Source organism: Streptomyces sp. NPDC059895 (genome assembly GCF_042731035.1).
In the GTDB taxonomy this organism is placed as follows: domain Bacteria; phylum Actinomycetota; class Actinomycetes; order Streptomycetales; family Streptomycetaceae; genus Streptomyces.
This window is the reverse complement of sequence record NZ_JBHWKO010000015.1, coordinates 93,427-109,486: the sequence shown is the minus strand read 5'-3', so window position 1 is coordinate 109,486 and position 16,060 is coordinate 93,427. Positions and strand designations below refer to the sequence as shown.

At 72.8% G+C, this 16,060-nt stretch carries 11 protein-coding genes, 1 tRNA gene and 1 riboswitch; of the genes, 10 read left to right on the top strand and 2 right to left on the bottom strand.

Annotated features, from left to right (window positions below):
- The first annotated feature begins 277 nt into the window (after positions 1-277).
- Positions 278-1,486: a GTP-binding protein gene (locus ACFV9M_RS19465; RefSeq protein ID WP_385064706.1), complete on the top strand. Its 1,209-nt coding sequence runs from the start codon at positions 278-280 to the stop codon at positions 1,484-1,486.
- Here the strand turns inward: ACFV9M_RS19465 and ACFV9M_RS19460 are convergent.
- The gene (locus tag ACFV9M_RS19460; RefSeq protein WP_385064709.1) at positions 1,483-3,939 is read right to left on the bottom strand and encodes a DNA topoisomerase (ATP-hydrolyzing) subunit A; all 2,457 of its coding nucleotides are present in this window, start codon (positions 3,937-3,939) and stop codon (positions 1,483-1,485) included. The genes ACFV9M_RS19465 and ACFV9M_RS19460 overlap by 4 nt on opposite strands.
- A gap of 323 nt (positions 3,940-4,262) precedes the next feature.
- Between ACFV9M_RS19460 and ACFV9M_RS19455 the strand changes: the two genes are divergently transcribed.
- From ACFV9M_RS19455 to ACFV9M_RS19440, 4 genes are all read left to right on the top strand, one after another.
- On the top strand, positions 4,263-5,669 hold the full coding sequence (locus ACFV9M_RS19455) for a M16 family metallopeptidase (protein WP_385064712.1): 1,407 nt from the start codon (positions 4,263-4,265) through the stop codon (positions 5,667-5,669).
- The gene (locus ACFV9M_RS19450; RefSeq protein ID WP_385064714.1) at positions 5,666-7,054 is read left to right on the top strand and encodes a M16 family metallopeptidase; all 1,389 of its coding nucleotides are present in this window, start codon (positions 5,666-5,668) and stop codon (positions 7,052-7,054) included. The genes ACFV9M_RS19455 and ACFV9M_RS19450 overlap by 4 nt, the downstream gene beginning before the upstream one ends.
- A gap of 234 nt (positions 7,055-7,288) precedes the next feature.
- Positions 7,289-7,456, top strand: a riboswitch (cyclic di-AMP (ydaO/yuaA leader).
- Between the two features lie 13 nt (positions 7,457-7,469).
- The gene (locus ACFV9M_RS19445; protein WP_385064717.1) at positions 7,470-8,225 is read left to right on the top strand and encodes a M23 family metallopeptidase; all 756 of its coding nucleotides are present in this window, start codon (positions 7,470-7,472) and stop codon (positions 8,223-8,225) included.
- Positions 8,226-8,586: 361 nt separating this feature from the next.
- The gene (locus ACFV9M_RS19440) at positions 8,587-9,279 is read left to right on the top strand and encodes a GntR family transcriptional regulator (RefSeq protein ID WP_385064720.1); all 693 of its coding nucleotides are present in this window, start codon (positions 8,587-8,589) and stop codon (positions 9,277-9,279) included.
- A gap of 215 nt (positions 9,280-9,494) precedes the next feature.
- On the opposite strand, the gene ACFV9M_RS19435 is transcribed toward ACFV9M_RS19440, so the two are convergent.
- Complete coding sequence (locus tag ACFV9M_RS19435) at positions 9,495-9,776, bottom strand: HPr family phosphocarrier protein (protein ID WP_385064723.1); 282 nt, start codon at positions 9,774-9,776, stop codon at positions 9,495-9,497.
- 177 nt (positions 9,777-9,953) lie between these two features.
- Here ACFV9M_RS19435 and ACFV9M_RS19430 point away from each other — a divergent pair, with 177 nt between their 5' ends.
- The 5 genes from ACFV9M_RS19430 to ACFV9M_RS19410 all read left to right on the top strand — a co-directional run bounded on the left by ACFV9M_RS19430 (position 9,954) and on the right by ACFV9M_RS19410 (position 15,954).
- Positions 9,954-12,935: a GNAT family N-acetyltransferase gene (locus ACFV9M_RS19430; RefSeq protein WP_385064726.1), complete on the top strand. Its 2,982-nt coding sequence runs from the start codon at positions 9,954-9,956 to the stop codon at positions 12,933-12,935.
- Between the two features lie 311 nt (positions 12,936-13,246).
- Positions 13,247-13,843, top strand: coding sequence for a DUF5998 family protein (locus ACFV9M_RS19425; RefSeq protein ID WP_385064779.1), 597 nt, complete (start codon positions 13,247-13,249; stop codon positions 13,841-13,843).
- Positions 13,843-15,036 carry an alkaline phosphatase family protein gene (locus tag ACFV9M_RS19420; protein ID WP_385064728.1) on the top strand — a complete coding sequence of 398 codons (1,194 nt, stop codon included), beginning with the start codon at positions 13,843-13,845 and terminating at the stop codon, positions 15,034-15,036. Before ACFV9M_RS19425 ends, ACFV9M_RS19420 begins: the two co-directional genes overlap by 1 nt.
- Before the next feature lie 43 nt (positions 15,037-15,079).
- On the top strand, positions 15,080-15,727 hold the full coding sequence (locus ACFV9M_RS19415) for a thymidine kinase (protein WP_385064731.1): 648 nt from the start codon (positions 15,080-15,082) through the stop codon (positions 15,725-15,727).
- 154 nt (positions 15,728-15,881) lie between these two features.
- Positions 15,882-15,954, top strand: a tRNA-Arg gene (locus tag ACFV9M_RS19410).
- Positions 15,955-16,060 lie beyond the last annotated feature (106 nt).

Sequence of the window (16,060 nt, the reverse complement as noted above, 5' to 3'; positions counted from 1 at the left end):
GCCCGGCGCCCGCCGTCTCCCGGAATGCCGGGCGGCTCCGATCGGCGCGGCCGCGGAGGGCAGGCGCACGCAGGGATGTGCGGGCGGGCCGCGCCGCCCGGTCCCGGGCGACCCACGGCACGGCGGCGCCTTGCCCGACGTCTGCCGCAGGGGCGCTGCCGACGATCGTTCACTTCGCCGTGATTCCTCCGGCTCGTATCCTGGGTCGGCATGCCCGTCCTCGACCGTGCGCCGGGTTGCGAGCCGGTGCACGCGCAGGTCACAGAGAGGTCGCACGGTGACACAGAGCCGCAGCCCGCATCAGATCCCGGTCGTCGTTCTCGCCGGATTCCTCGGCTCCGGCAAGACGACACTGCTCAACCACCTGCTGCACCGCAGCGGCGGCAGCCGGATCGGCGCGATCGTCAACGACTTCGGCGCCATCGAGATCGACGCCCTGGCGGTGGCCGGCGCGCTCGGCGACTCCACCGTCTCCCTCGGCAACGGCTGCCTGTGCTGTGCCGTCGACGCCGGTGAGCTGGACGTCTACCTCGAACGGCTGGCCCGCCCCGCCGTCGGCGTCGACGTCATCGTGATCGAGGCCAGCGGGCTCGCCGAGCCCCAGGAACTCGTGCGGATGGTGCTGGCCAGCGAACAGCCGGGGATCGTGTACGGCGGGCTCGTCGAGGTCGTCGACGGTGCCGAGTTCGACGCGACCCGCACCCGGCACCCCGAGATCGACCGGCATCTCGCCCTCGCCGACCTCGTCGTCGTGAACAAGCTCGACCGGGCGCCCGACGCCGACCGGGTCCTGGGCCTCGTCCGCTCGCTCACCGACCGGGCCGCCGTCGTCCCCGCCACCTACGGCCGGGTCGACCCGGAGTTCCTCTTCGACTGCCGGCCGAGCGAGGAGCGCGTCGGACAGCTCTCCTTCGACGATCTGCACCTCCTGGACGACGCGGCGTGCGAGGACCACGACGACCACCTGCACACCGCGTACGACAGCCTGTCCTTCGTCTCCGCGGTCCCCCTCGACCCACGCCGGCTGATGCCGTTCCTCGACAGCCGCCCCGAGGGTCTGTACCGGATCAAGGGTTACGTCGACTTCGGCCCGCACGACCCCGGCAACCGGTACGCCGTCCACGCCGTCGGCCCCTTCCTGCGCTTCTACCCCGAGCCCTGGGGGGCCGACGAGGAGCGCCTGACCCAGCTCGTCCTCATCGGCTCCGGCATCGACGCGGACGCGCTCGGCAAGGAACTGCAGGCGTGCGCGAGCGACGCCCCGCACGCCGACGAGCACGGCATGTGGGGCGTCCTGCGCTACGTACAGGACCCGGAGGACCCGGAGGACCCTGAGGGCCACGGAGATCCTCGGACCCCCGGTGACCCCGATGCCCCCGAGGACCGCGACGGCCTCGAAGACCCCCACTGCCTCGACGACCCCGGGGACCCGGAGGAGACGGAGGACCTGGAGGGCCCGGAGGGAGAGCCCTTCGCGCGGGCCTAGACCGGCCCCGCCACCACCGACACCGTCTTCGCCAGCGACACGCCCGAGCCGTCGCGGCGCGGGTCGATCTCCGGGAGCTCGGCGGGGGTGCCGTTCTTCTGCGCGGCTCGCGCGGGGACGGCGCCCGCCCAGGCCAGGGCCAGGCAGTCCTCGCCCTTGAGGAACCGCTGGCAGCGCACACCGCCCGTGGCGCGGCCCTTGCGCGGGTACTGGTCGAACGGCGTCAGCTTGGCGGTCGTCTGGACGGAGTCGTCCAGGGTGCCGCGCGAGCCCGCGACGGAGAAGACCACCGCGTCCACCGCCGGGTCCACCGCCGTGAACGAGATCACCTTGGCGCCCTCGGTGAGCTTGATGCCCGTCATGCCGCCGGCGGGACGGCCCTGCGGGCGCACCTGCGAGGCCTGGTAGCGCAGCAACTGGGCGTCGTCGGTGATGAAGACCAGGTCCTCCTCACCCGTGCGCAGCTCGACCGCGCCGACGATCCGGTCGCCCTCCTTGAGGGTGATGACCTCCAACTCGCCCCTGTTGGTCGGGTAGTCGGGCACCACGCGCTTGACGACTCCCTGCTCCGTGCCGATCGCCAGACCCGGGGACGACTCGTCGAGGGTGGTCAGGCAGACGACCGTCTCGTCGCCCTCCAGGGAGACGAACTCCGTCAGCGGGGCACCGCCCGAGAGGTTCGGCGCCGACGCCGTGTCCGGAAGCTGCGGCAGGTCGACGACGTTGATCCGCAGCAGCCGGCCCGTCGAGGTGACCGCGCCGATCTCCCCGCGCGCGGTGGCCGGCACCGCGGAGATGATCACGTCGTGCTTGGTGCGCCTGCCGTCCGGGTCCTCGGCGAACGGCTCGGCGTTCGCCGTGCGGGCCAGCAGACCGGTCGAGGAGAGCAGCACACGGCAGGGGTCGTCGGCGACCTGGAGCGGTACGGCGGCGGCCGGGGTGCCCGCCGACTCCAGCAGGACCGTACGGCGCTCGGTGGCGAACTTCTTGGCCACCGCGGCCAGTTCGGCCGAGACCAGCTTGCGCAGTTCCGCGTCGGACTCCAGGATCCGGGTCAGCTCGGCGATCTCCTCGTTGAGCTTCTCCTTCTCCGCCTCCAACTCGATGCGGTCGTACTTGGTCAGCCGGCGCAGCGGCGTGTCCAGGATGTACTGGGTCTGGATCTCCGACAGGGCGAAGCGCTCCATCAGGCGCTCCTTGGCCTGCGCGCTGTTGTCGCTGGAGCGGATGAGGCGGATGACCTCGTCGATGTCGACGAGCGCCGTGAGCAGGCCCTCCACCAGGTGGAGGCGGTCGCGCCGCTTGCTCCGGCGGAACTCGCTGCGGCGCCGGACGACCTCGAAGCGGTGGTCGAGGTAGACCTCGAGCAGTTCCTTCAGGCCCAGCGTGAGCGGCTGGCCGTCCACCAGCGCCACGTTGTTGATGCCGAAGGACTCCTCCATCGGCGTCAGCTTGTAGAGCTGCTCCAGGACCGCCTCCGGCACGAAGCCGTTCTTGATCTCGATGACCAGGCGCAGGCCGTGCTCACGGTCGGTGAGGTCCTTGACGTCGGCGATGCCCTGGATCTTCTTCGAGCCGACCAGGTCCTTGATCTTGGCGATGACCTTCTCGGGGCCGACCGCGAAGGGCAGCTCCGTGACCACCAGCCCCTTGCGGCGGGCGGTCACCGTCTCCACCGACACGGTGGCGCGGATCTTGAAGGTGCCGCGGCCCGTCTCGTACGCGTCCCGGATGCCGGAGAGGCCGACGATACGGCCGCCGGTGGGCAGGTCGGGCCCGGGGACGTGCCGCATCAGGGCGTCCAGGTCCGCGTTCGGGTAGCGGATCAGGTGGCGGGCGGCGGCGACGACCTCGCCCAGGTTGTGCGGCGGCATGTTGGTGGCCATGCCGACCGCGATGCCGGAGGAGCCGTTGACCAGGAGGTTCGGGAAGGCGGCGGGCAGTGCCACCGGCTCCTGCTCCTGGCCGTCGTAGTTGGGCGTGAAGTCGACCGTGTCCTCGTCGATCGACTCCGTCATCAGGCTCGTCGCCGCGGTCTGACGGCACTCGGTGTACCGCATGGCGGCCGGCGGGTCGTCGTTGCCCAGCGAGCCGAAGTTGCCGTGGCCGTCGACCAGGGGCACGCGCATGGAGAAGGGCTGGGCCATGCGCACCAGGGCGTCGTAGATCGACGCGTCGCCGTGCGGGTGCAGCTTGCCCATCACCTCGCCGACGACACGGGCGCACTTCACGTAACCGCGTTCGGGGCGCAGGCCCATCTCGTTCATCTGGTAGACGATGCGGCGGTGCACCGGCTTGAGACCGTCGCGGGCGTCCGGCAGGGCGCGGGAGTAGATGACCGAGTACGCGTACTCGAGGAAGGAGCCCTGCATCTCGTCCACGACGTCGATGTCGAGGATCTTCTCCTCGTACGAGTCGTCGGGCGGCGGGGTCTTCGTGCTGCGGCGGGCCATCGCTGCCGGCTCCTCCTGTTTCCTGGGCGCTCGCCTACGGGGCGCTCGAGGCCCTTCGGCTCACTCCTGCTGAAGCGTGTGACGAGATCTGATGCGGACCATTGTGGACCGTGGCACTGACAGCGCGGGCCGGGGCCCGGGCGTCGGCGTCCGGCCCGGCCGGAGGGGTGCCTCCGCCACGGCTGCCCGCAGGCTACGCGATCTCGCTCTGGGCGTACGTCGTCCGGGAACTTCGCCGACGCTCCGCGCGCTTGCATACAGTGGCAGGACCGGCAGGAAAAGCGCGGTTTCGACGACCGCGTCCGCGATCGGAAGGGACGTACATGCCCATGGGTCACACGGCCACAGCCCAGGCAGGCTCCGGGGGCCTGACAGCGACCGAGCACCGCCTGGCCAACGGCCTGCGCGTGGTGCTCTCAGAGGACCACCTGACCCCCGTCGCGGCGGTGTGCCTCTGGTACGACGTCGGTTCGCGCCACGAAGTCAAGGGGCGTACCGGTCTTGCTCACCTTTTCGAGCACCTGATGTTCCAGGGCTCCGCCCAGGTCAAGGGCAACGGCCACTTCGAGCTGGTCCAGGGTGCGGGCGGCTCGCTCAACGGCACCACGAGCTTCGAGCGCACCAACTACTTCGAGACCATGCCCGCTCACCAGCTGGAGCTCGCGCTCTGGCTGGAGGCCGACCGCATGGGCTCCCTGCTGACCGCCCTGGACGACGAGTCCATGGAGAACCAGCGGGACGTCGTCAAGAACGAGCGCCGCCAGCGCTACGACAACGTCCCCTACGGCACCGCCTTCGAGAAGCTGACCGCCCTCGCCTACCCGGACGGCCACCCCTACCACCACACCCCGATCGGCTCGATGGCCGACCTGGACGCGGCGACCCTGGAGGACGCGCGCGCGTTCTTCCGCACCTACTACGCGCCCAACAACGCGGTCCTGTCGGTCGTCGGCGACATCGACCCGGAGCGGACGCTCGCCTGGATCGAGAAGTACTTCGGCTCCATCCCCGCCCACGACGGCAAGCCCGCACCCCGTGACGGCTCCCTGCCCGACACCATCGGCGAGCAGCTGCGCGAGGTCGTCGAGGAGGAGGTCCCGGCCCGCGCCCTGATGGCCGCCTACCGTCTGCCGCAGGACGGCACGCGCGCGTGCGACGCCGTCGACCTGGCGCTCACCGTCCTCGGCGGCGGCGAGTCCTCCCGCCTCTACAACCGCCTCGTCCGCCGCGACCGTACGGCGGTGGCGGCCGGCTTCGGCCTGCTGCGGCTCGCCGGCGCGCCCTCCCTGGGCTGGCTGGACGTGAAGACCTCCGGCGACGTCGAGGTGCCCGTCATCGAGGCCGCCATCGACGAGGAGCTCGCCCGGTTCGCCGAGGAGGGCCCCACGCCGGAGGAGATGGAGCGGGCCCAGGCCCAGCTGGAGCGCGAGTGGCTGGACCGTCTCGGCACGGTCGCCGGCCGCGCCGACGAACTGTGCCGGTTCGCCGTGCTCTTCGGCGACCCGCAGCTCGCCCTGACCGCCGTCCAGCGTGTGCTGGACGTCACGGCGGAGGAGGTGCGGGAGATCGCCAAGGCCCGCCTGCGCCCCGACAACCGGGCCGTGCTGGTCTACGAACCCGTCGAACCCGCAGAACCCGTCGAAGGCACCGAAGGCACCGAGGGCACCGAGGGCGCCGAGGGCACCGACAACACCGCCGACGAGGACGAGAACGAGGAGGCGGCCAAGTGACCGAGCTCGCCACGATGGACTTCCACCCCCAGCCGCAGGCGGGCGACGCCAGGCCGTGGGCGTTCCCGGCCCCCGCGCGCGGGACGCTCGACAACGGCCTGACCGTCCTGCACTGCCACCGCCCGGGGCAGCAGGTGGTCGCCGTCGAGATCATCCTCGACGCGCCCCTGGACGCCGAGCCGGCCGGTCTCGACGGCGTCGCCACGATCATGGCGCGGGCCTTCTCGGAGGGCACCGACAAGCACTCCGCCGAGGAGTTCGCCGCCGAGCTGGAGCGCTGCGGCGCCACCCTCGACGCGCACGCCGACCACCCCGGCGTCCGGCTGAGCCTGGAGGTCCCGGCCTCCCGCCTCGCCAAGGCCCTCGGCCTGATCGCCGACGCCCTGCGGGCGCCCGCGTTCGCCGACAGCGAGGTCGAGCGACTGGTGCGCAACCGTCTCGACGAGATCCCGCACGAGCTGGCCAACCCCTCCCGGCGTGCGGCCAAGGAGCTCTCCAAGGAGCTCTTCCCGGCCGACACGCGCATGTCGCGTCCGCGCCAGGGCACCGCCGACACGGTCGAGAAGATCGACTCCGGAGCCGTCCGGTCCTTCTACGAGAAGCACGTCCGCCCCGCCACGGCCACCGCGGTGGTCGTCGGCGATCTGACGGACATCGACCTCGACGCGCTCCTCGGGGACACCCTGGGCGCCTGGACGGGCTCCCCGGCCCAGCCGCGGCCGGTGCCGCCGGTGACCGCCGACGACACCGGCCGGGTCGTCATCGTGGACCGCCCCGGCGCCGTCCAGACGCAGTTGCTGATCGGCCGCATCGGTCCCGACCGGCACGCGCGCGTGTGGCCCGCGCAGGTGCTCGGCACGTACTGCCTCGGCGGCACCCTCACCTCCCGCCTGGACCGCGTCCTGCGCGAGGAGAAGGGCTACACCTACGGCGTGCGCTCCTTCGGGCAGGTGCTGCGCTCCGCGCCGGACGGCACGGGCGCCGCGATGCTCGCCATCAGCGGCTCCGTGGACACCCCCAACACCGGCCCCGCGCTGGAGGACCTCTGGAAGGTGCTGCGCACCCTCGCCGCCGAGGGGCTCACCGACGCCGAGCGGGACGTCGCCGTGCAGAACCTGGTCGGCGTCGCGCCGCTGAAGTACGAGACCGCCGCGGCCGTGGCCGGCACCCTGGCCGACCAGGTCGAGCAGCACCTGCCCGACGACTACCAGGCGACGCTCTATCAGCAGCTCGCCGCGACCGGCACCGTGGAGGCCACCGCGGCGGTCGTCAGCGCCTTCCCGGTGGACCGCCTGGTGACCGTGCTCGTCGGTGACGCCGGCCGGATCAAGGGCGCGGTCGAGGCCCTGGGCATCGGTGAGGTGAAGGTCGTACCGGCCGAATAGCCGCAGGGGTTCACCACCCACGGCGAGGCACGCGCCCTGAGGTGACACGGGTGTGTGCGGGGCCCTGGCGACCGGCCGGTCGCCAGGGCCTTCCGGTGTCCGAATTGAGGGAGAGGCTGCCTGTCTGACCTGTGGCATGCGCTACAAAAACCGCGTCGCGTTTGGGGACCGGCAGCGGGCGCGTCTAGGTTCGTCCGGGCTGTTCGTCGGGCAGTGCGCCGCATCCGCGGCACCGGACAGTCATCGCCGAGTCCCCGTACGGCGCGAGCCAGGGGAGCCGGGGACCCAACGATGAAGTCCCTGGGGTGAATCGGAGGCCCGCGCGTGTCGCGAGGGTGTCCGTAGGAGACCTTCCTGCTCCGAACCCGTCAGCTAACCCGGTAGGCGAGAGGGAAGGAAAGGACCGCTCAACTTCATGGCGTTCACCTGCGCCACCGGGAAGCACCGTCGTCCCGGCCGGATGAAGCGCACCTCCGCCCGCGCCGCGGGCATCGCGGCGCTCACCACCACCGGCGTCATCGGCACCGCCGCCTCCGGTCCCGCCCTCGCCGCGGAGCCCTCCGCCGAGCAGACCGGGCTCATCCCCGTCGTCACCATCGGCGACACGGTCGCCGAGCGGATCGACGACCAGGCCGCCGCGCAGAAGCAGGCCGCCCAGGCGGAGGCCGCGCGCAAGGAGGCCGCCGCCGAGGCCGCCGAGAGGGTCAAGGAGGAGCGCGCGGCACGTGCCCGCGCCGCCCGTGAGGCCGAGCGCAAGCGCCTCAACACCTTCGTGGCGCCGATCACCGGCTCCTACGTCTCCACCGCCTACCGGGCCGGCAGCTCCCTGTGGTCCTCCGGGAGCCACACCGGCATCGACTTCCACGCCTCGACCGGCACCACCGTGCACGCGGTCGGAGCCGGCACCGTCGTCGAGGCGGGCTGGGGCGGTGCCTACGGCAACCAGGTCGTGCTCCGGATGAGCGACGGCACGTACACCCAGTACGGTCACCTGTCGTCGATCAGCGTCTCGGTGGGCCAGAAGGTCACCGCCGGCCAGCGGATAGCCCTCTCCGGCGCGACCGGCAACGTCACCGGCCCGCACCTGCACTTCGAGGCCCGCACGGGCGCCGAGTACGGCTCGGACATCGACCCGGTCGCCTACCTCCGCAAGCACGGTGTGAGCCTCTGACGACGTCAGGGGCTGAGCCCCTGAACGACGTCCGGGGCTCAGCCTCCGGCGACACCCGGTGACGCATGCGAACCGCCGGCACCACCCGGCGACGGCGTTCGGAGCGCCGGCACCACCCGGCGACGCGTCACCACTGTGACGGCACCACCCGGCGACGCGTCACCACCTGTGACGGCACCCGGCGACACATCCTCCCGCCCCGGCCCCCGCGGCCGGGGCTTTCGTCGTTTTCATGCGCCCCGCTGTCCAAAAAATATCCCTCGATTCCGGCCCACCGTCGGAATGTGCGGCTCACTGCAATAGAGTCACTGAACACACGTCATTCGTCGACGTTTCACGGGGATTAAGGCGGAGGTCGGTCATGCGTATTCCGGCGCACTCGGTGTGCACGGCCATCCGGGACGACATCGTCGCGGGTGTCTACGAGCGCGGCAGCCGCCTCACCGAGGAACTCCTCGCCCGCCGCTACGGCGTCTCCCGTGTCCCCGTCCGGGAGGCGCTGCGCACGCTGGAGGCGGAAGGGTTCGTCGTCACGCGGCGGCACGCGGGCGCGTGCGTCGCCGAACCGACCGAGCAGGAGGCCGCCGACCTGCTGGAGATGCGCATGCTCCTGGAGCCGCTCGGCGCCTCCCGGGCCGCCCAGCGGCGCACCGAGGCGCACCTCAAGGTGCTGCGCGGCCTCGTCCGGCTGGGCCAGGAGCGCGCCAGGAGGGGCAGCAGCGAGGATCTGCGCTCCCTGGGCGGCTGGTTCCACGAGACGCTCGCCCAGGCCTCCGGCAGCCATGCCCTGACCTCGACGCTCACCCAGCTGCGGCACAAGATCGCCTGGATGTACGCGGTGGAGGCGCCGGCCAACCCGGTGGAGTCCTGGGCGGAGCACGGCGCGATCGTGGACGCGGTGGCGCGCGGGGACGGCGATCGCGCGCGGTCGCTCACGGCGCTCCACACCGAGCGCTCCTCCGCCGCGCACCGGCTGCGCTTCGCGGGCGGAGAACGCCAGGACCGTGTGAGGACTTCGCAACACGTCGTAAACATGTCGGGCCCGCGTCATTAACACGAGGGCCGTATACAAAGAAGGGGTATTCGGCGGAGGTGTATTTCCGCTGCCCTTTTCCCGGCGTGCCCGCCATTTTCGGTGGCGCGTCGTTCGTATGCTCGCACGCCTAATGCGGCATGCTTCCGGCAATTTCCCCCGGCAAGCATCCGAAAATGGCGCAGCCGCGCCGCCCGGTGAGGACGGCGCGGCTGCGTGCGCGCGGCGAGCGGGGCTCAGACGGTCTCGGGAAGCTCCTCGAGTCCTTCGGAGACCAGCTTGGCCAGCCGGTCGAGGGCGAGGTCCGCGCCCTCGGCCTCGGAGGCCAGGACGATCTCCTCGCCGCCCTGGGCGCCCAGACCGAGGACGGCCAGCATGGAGGCCGCGTTGACGGGGTTGCCTCCCGCCTTGGCGATCGTCACCGGGACGCCTGCGGCCGTGGCGGCTCGGACGAAGATGGAGGCGGGGCGGGCGTGGAGGCCCTCGGCCCAGCCGACGTTGACGCGGCGCTCAGCCATGTGTTGCTGCCCTTCGGTGTTCAGGTTGTCTAGACCAGTGTTCCACACGTGATGCGTGCCCGGAACAGTGCTGTGTCCCGTTCCGCCGTGGTCGCCGGGCCGCGGCCTCGGCCCGACGTTCCGTCCTCCACAGACTGCCTCGCGCCGTTGTCGTACGCGAGCCGTACTCTGGGCCCCATGCAGAGCGCGCCGGACCGGCACGAGTACCCCGCCCACTGGGAAGCCGACGTGGTGCTGCGCGACGGCGGCACCGCGCGCGTCCGCCCCATCACCGTCGATGACGCCGAGCGCCTGGTCAGCTTCTACGAGCAGGTCTCGGACGAGTCGAAGTACTACCGCTTCTTCGCGCCCTACCCGCGTCTGTCCGCCAAGGACGTCCACCGCTTCACGCACCACGACTTCGTGGACCGGGTGGGACTCGCGGCCACCATCGGCGGCGAGTTCATCGCCACCGTGCGGTACGACCGCATCGGCGCCGACGGCATGCCCGCCTCCGCGCCGGCCGACGAGGCCGAGGTCGCCTTCCTCGTGCAGGACGCCCACCAGGGCAGGGGTGTGGCCTCCGCGCTCCTGGAGCACATAGGGGCCGTCGCGCGCGAGCGCGGCATCCGCCGGTTCGCCGCCGAGGTGCTCCCCGCCAACACCAAGATGATCAAGGTGTTCACGGACGCCGGATACACCCAGAAGCGCAGCTTCGAGGACGGCGTCGTCCGCCTGGAGTTCGACCTCGAACCCACCGAGCGCTCCCTGGCCGTCCAGCGCGCGCGGGAGCAGCGCGCCGAGGCCCGCTCCGTACGCCGGCTGCTGGTGCCCGGCTCGGTCGCCGTCGTCGGTACCGGCCGCGCCCCCGGCGGCGTCGGCCGCAGCGTTCTCGGCAACCTGCGCCAGGCCGGCTTCACCGGCCGTCTGTACGCCGTGAACAAGGCGTTCCCCGAGGACCTGGAAGAACTCGACGGGATACCCGCCCACCGCTCGGTGCGCGAGGTCGACGGCCCCGTCGACCTCGCGGTCGTCGCCGTCCCCGCCGAGCAGGTGCCCGAGGTCGTCGCCGAGTGCGGCGAACACGGCGTGCAGGGACTCGTCGTCCTCTCCGCCGGCTACGCCGAGAGCGGTCCCGGCGGACGCGAGCGCCAGCGCCAACTCGTGCGGCACGCGCGCGCGTACGGCATGCGGATCATCGGCCCCAACGCCTTCGGCGTCATCAACACCTCGCCCGAGGTGCGGCTGAACGCGTCGCTGGCCCCGGAGATGCCCCGGACCGGCCGCATCGGCCTGTTCGCCCAGTCCGGTGCCATCGGCATCGCCCTCCTGTCCCGGCTGCACCGCCGTGGCGGAGGCGTCACCGGCGTCACCGGCGTGTCCACGTTCGTCTCCTCCGGCAACCGCGCTGACGTCTCCGGCAACGACGTCCTGCAGTACTGGTACGACGACCCCGACACCGACGTCGCCCTCATGTACCTGGAGTCCATCGGCAACCCCCGCAAGTTCACCCGCCTGGCCCGGCGTACGGCGGCGGCGAAGCCGCTGGTGGTGGTGCAGGGCGCCGGATCCGCCCCCCAGGGGCACGCCGTACGCGCCACCCGGCTGCCGCACGCCACGGTGTCGGCGCTGCTGCGGCAGGCCGGAGTGATCCGCGTGGACACCATCACCGAGCTGGTCGACGCCGGCCTGCTGCTCGCCCGCCAGCCGCTGCCGAGCGGCCCGCGGGTGGCCATCCTGGGCAACTCCGAGTCGCTGGGCCTGCTGACGTACGACGCGTGCCTCGCCGAGGGGCTGCGCCCGCTGCCGCCGCGGGACCTGACCACGGAGGCGTCGGCGGAGGACTTCCACACGGCGCTGGCGCGCGCCCTGGCCGACGAGACCTGCGACGCGGTCGTGGTGACGGCCATCCCCGCGATCGGCGAGGCGTCGCCGGGCGACGCGGAGCTGGCGCAGGCGCTGCGCTCGGCGGCGGCCACCGGGCCCGCCAAGCCGGTCCTCGTGGTGCACGTGGAACTCGGCGGCCTCGCGGAGGCCCTGTCGGCCGCCACGAGCACAGCCCCCCGCGCGCGTACCGCGACGCCGGCCCCGGCCCAGGCCCCGATCCCGGGGACGGCGGAGCCAGGAACCCCGGACGCCGCCGGTCCGGACGCTGCGGGCCCGGACGCCGTCGGCCCGGACGCCGTCGGCCCGGACGCCGTCGGCCCGGACGCCGTCGGCCCGGGCCCCGCCGGCCCGGGTCCCGCCCCCGTGATCGAGGCCCCCGTGATCGAGGCCCCCGCGACCGAGGCCCCCGCGACCGAGGCCCCCGAGGGCGCCCACCTCATCCCCGCCTACCCGGCCGCCGAACGCGCGGTCCGTGCCCTCGCCGAGGCCGTGAAGTACGCGCAGTGGCGCCGCGAGGCCGCCGACCCCGGCAAGGTGCCCGAGTACGACGACATCGACGAGAAGGGCGCCGCCGAGCTGATCGGCGGCCTTCTCGCCCGCGGGCAGGGCCTCACCCTCGGCACCGACGAGACCTGCGAGCTGCTCGGCCGGTACGGCATCGACGTACGCCGGGCGATCCCGGCCCCGGCCCCGGACGAGGCCGTGCGGGCCGCCCGGGCCCTCGGTTACCCCGTCGCCCTCAAGGCCACCGCCCCCCACCTGCGCCACCGCGCCGACCTCGGGGGCGTCCGGCTGGACCTCGCGGACGAGGAACAGCTGCGCCGGGCCTACGCCGAGCTGACCGGCCTCTTCGGCAGGCCGCAGGAGGTGCGTCCGGTCGTCCAGGCCATGGCCCCGCGCGGCGTCGACACCGTCGTCCGGGCCGTCATCGACCCGGCGGCCGGAGCCGTGCTCTCGTTCGGACTGGCCGGTGCCGCCTCCCAGCTGCTCGGCGACATGGCGCACCGCCTGGTCCCGGTCACCGACCGCGACGCGACCTCCCTGGTCCGCTCGATCCGGACGGCCCCGCTCCTGTTCGGCTGGCGCGGCTCGGCACCCGTCGACACACCCGCCCTCGAAGAGCTGCTGCTGCGCGTCTCCCGGCTGGTCGACGACCACCCCGAGGTGGTCGCCGTCACGCTGGAGCCGGTCGTCGTCGCCCCGCACGGCCTGAGCGTCCTCGGCGCCTCCGTCCGGCTCGCGCCCCCACCCGCCCGCGACGACCTCGGCCCGCGGACCCTCCCAACGTACTGACGGCCGCGCACGCTTCCCGGCGGCCCCGGGCGGAGCCCCGCCGGCGCACGCTTCCCGGCGGCCCCGGGCGGAGCCCCGCCGCCGCACGCTTCCCGGCGGCCCCGGGCGGAGCCCCGCCGCCGCACGCTTCCCGGCGGCCCCCGGCGAACCCCCGCCGCCGCGCGGTTCCCGGCCCCCGAGGATCCCCGCGCCCGGACGCCCCCGCTGCCCGGAGCTCCCCCACGCTCACCGCCCGGGCCCGGACGCTCCCCGCGGACGTGAGGTTCCCCGCGGTCGTGAGAGGTCCCTCGCAGTCAGTGGGTCCCCGTAGGATGGACCGCATGGCCAAGACCAGTACGACGACCCAGGGGCTGCGTGCGGCGATCGAGCGCAGCGGCTACTACCCGGCCCTCGTGGCCGAGGCGGTGGAGGCCGCCGTGGGCGGCGAGCCCATCCGGTCGTACCTGGTCCACCAGGAGACCACCTTCGACCAGAACGAGGTGCGCCGGCACGTGACCGTGCTGGTCCTCACCGGCAACCGCTTCATCGTCAGCCACACCGACGAGCAGGCCGCCGACACCACCTCCCCGACCCCCTACGCCACGACGTCCACCGAGTCCGTGAAGCTCGGCCGGATCTCGTCCGTCGTGGTCAGCCGCGTGGTCGCCAACCCCGAGTCGTACGCGCCCGGCACCCTGCCCCGCGAGGTCGTGCTCACCATCGGCTGGGGCGCCGTGTCGCGCATCGACCTGGAGCCGGCCGCCTGCGGCGACCCCAACTGCGACGCCGACCACGGCTACACCGGAAACTCGACGGCGGACGACCTCAGCCTGCGCGTCAGCGAGGCAGGGGACGGACCGGAGACGGTGCGCCAGGCCCTCGTGTTCGCCCAGGCGCTCTCCGAGGCGACCGCGGACCTCACCCGCTGATGGCTCAGCCCGTCTGGGACCACCCGGAACCCCTCGCCCTCTCCTCCGCCCCCGTCCCCGAGTACGGCACCGGCTCCCTCGCCGACCTGCTGCCCACGCTGGCCGCCGGCATGGGCGTACCCGGTATGACCGCGGCGATCCCCGAACTGGCCCCGGCCGACCGCGCCTGCGTCTTCCTGATCGACGGCCTCGGCTGGGAACAGATCAAGGCCCACCCGGACGAGGCGCCCTACCTGCACGCGCTCCTCGGCAGCTCGCGCGGCGGCACCGGCCGCCCGCTCACCGCCGGCTTCCCGGCGACCACCGCGACCTCCCTGGCCTCCGTCGGCACCGGCCTCCCGCCGGGCGCCCACGGCCTGCCCGGCTACACCGTGCGCAACCCCGCCACCGGCGAGCTGATGAACCAGCTCCGCTGGCAGCCGTGGACGGAGCCGCGTGCCTGGCAGCCGCACCCCACGGTGTTCGAGCTGGCCGACGCCGCCGGTGTGCACGCCGCCCAGGTGTCCTCGCCCACCTTCGAGAACACCCCCCTGACCAAGGTCGCGCTCAGCGGCGGAAGGTTCCTCGGACGCCTGACCGGCGAGGAGCGGATGGATGTGGCGGCCGCCCAGCTGTCGGCCGGCGACCGCTCCCTCGTCTACACGTACTACGCCGAACTCGACGGCGCCGGCCACCGCTACGGCGTCGCCTCCGACACCTGGCGCGGCCAGCTCATGACCGTCGACCGGCTCGTCCAGCGCCTCGCCGAGCAGCTCCCGCCGCGCAGCGCGCTCTACGTCACCGCCGACCACGGCATGATCGACGTGCCCTTCGACGAACAGCACCGCATCGACTTCGACGAGGACTGGGAACTGCGCGCCGGTGTCGCCCTGCTGGGCGGCGAGGGCCGCGCCCGGCACGTCTACGCCGTACCGGGCGCCGAGAACGACGTCCTGACCTGCTGGCGCGAGGTGCTCGGCGAGCAGTTCTGGGTGGCCTCGCGGGACGAGGCGATCGACGCGGGCTGGTTCGGACCGCCCGCCGGGATCGACGAGCGGGTGTACGCCCGCCTGGGCGACGTGATCGCCGCCGCCCGGGACGACGTCCTGCTCATCGCCTCCCAGCGGGAGCCGAACGAGTCGTCCATGGTCGGCAACCACGGCTCGATGACCCCTGCCGAGCAGCTCGTTCCGCTGCTCGAAGTACGCTCCTGAAGCGCCGCCCCGTACTCCCTCGCCGAAAGGTGCTCATCCCCCCATGCCCGAGCTGGTCTTCTTCTCCGGAACCATGGACTGCGGGAAGTCGACGCTGGCTCTCCAGATCGAGCACAACCGCTCCGCGCGCGGTCTGCAGGGCATGATCCTCACCCGCGACGACCGCGCGGGCGAGGGCAAACTCTCCTCCCGCCTCGGCCTGGTCACCGACGCCGTCGAGGTCAAGGACGGACAGGACCTGTACGCCCATCTCGTCGACCACCTCTCCCACGGCGGCCGGGCGGACTACGTGATCGCGGACGAGGCGCAGTTCCTCGCCGAGGAGCAGATCGACCAGCTCGCGCGGGTGGTCGACGACCTCGGCATCGACGTCTACGCCTTCGGCATCACGACCGACTTCCGCTCCAAGCTGTTCCCCGGCTCCCAGCGGCTCGTCGAACTCGCCGACCGGGTCGAGGTCCTCCAGGTCGAGGCGCTGTGCTGGTGCGGCGCCCGCGCCACCCACAACGCCCGCACGGTCGGCGGTGTGATGGTCGTCGAGGGGGCCCAGGTCGTCGTCGGCGACGTCGACCAGGCCGACACCGTCGGCTACGAGGTGCTCTGCCGCCGCCACCACCGCCGCCGTATGACGGCGGCGACGGCCCGGGCGGCGGCCCTGTCACCCGACGTGCTGCCGGTCACCTCGGCCTGATCCCCCCTCAGGCGGCACGCGCGCGCCGAACCGGCCGACGGCACCTCGCGCACCGTCGCCGGCGGCAGGCACCGCCGGGACGCCGGATCCCGGGCGGCGAAGTCGTCGACAACTGATCAGCGCCGAGACGAATATGGCTATGATCTGCCCAGGCAAGGCTGTAGCGCAGAGGTCGTCGCGCCCTAGCATCGAGCTGGAGGACGTCGGTTCGAATCCGACCGGCCTTGCCGCCTTTGTCGTTGAGGAACGTCGATAGGCGTCGGTCCGTTCCGGGCGGGCGGGGGGCGATGCCGCCCTCGGCGATCCGGGCACCGGCGATGGACCGGTGGAGTG

What these genes read in the sequence shown, in the direction of transcription:
- ACFV9M_RS19455 (WP_385064712.1), top strand. Translation starts at nt 4,263, where the DNA reads ATGCCCATGGGTCACACGGCCACAGCCCAGGCAGGCTCCGGGGGCCTG.
- ACFV9M_RS19460 (WP_385064709.1), bottom strand. Translation starts at nt 3,939, where the DNA reads ATGGCCCGCCGCAGCACGAAGACCCCGCCGCCCGACGACTCGTACGAG.
- ACFV9M_RS19435 (WP_385064723.1), bottom strand. Translation starts at nt 9,776, where the DNA reads ATGGCTGAGCGCCGCGTCAACGTCGGCTGGGCCGAGGGCCTCCACGCC.
- ACFV9M_RS19440 (WP_385064720.1), top strand. Translation starts at nt 8,587, where the DNA reads ATGCGTATTCCGGCGCACTCGGTGTGCACGGCCATCCGGGACGACATC.
- ACFV9M_RS19445 (WP_385064717.1), top strand. Translation starts at nt 7,470, where the DNA reads ATGGCGTTCACCTGCGCCACCGGGAAGCACCGTCGTCCCGGCCGGATG.
- ACFV9M_RS19415 (WP_385064731.1), top strand. Translation starts at nt 15,080, where the DNA reads ATGCCCGAGCTGGTCTTCTTCTCCGGAACCATGGACTGCGGGAAGTCG.
- ACFV9M_RS19420 (WP_385064728.1), top strand. Translation starts at nt 13,843, where the DNA reads ATGGCTCAGCCCGTCTGGGACCACCCGGAACCCCTCGCCCTCTCCTCC.
- ACFV9M_RS19430 (WP_385064726.1), top strand. Translation starts at nt 9,954, where the DNA reads ATGCAGAGCGCGCCGGACCGGCACGAGTACCCCGCCCACTGGGAAGCC.
- ACFV9M_RS19425 (WP_385064779.1), top strand. Translation starts at nt 13,247, where the DNA reads ATGGACCGCATGGCCAAGACCAGTACGACGACCCAGGGGCTGCGTGCG.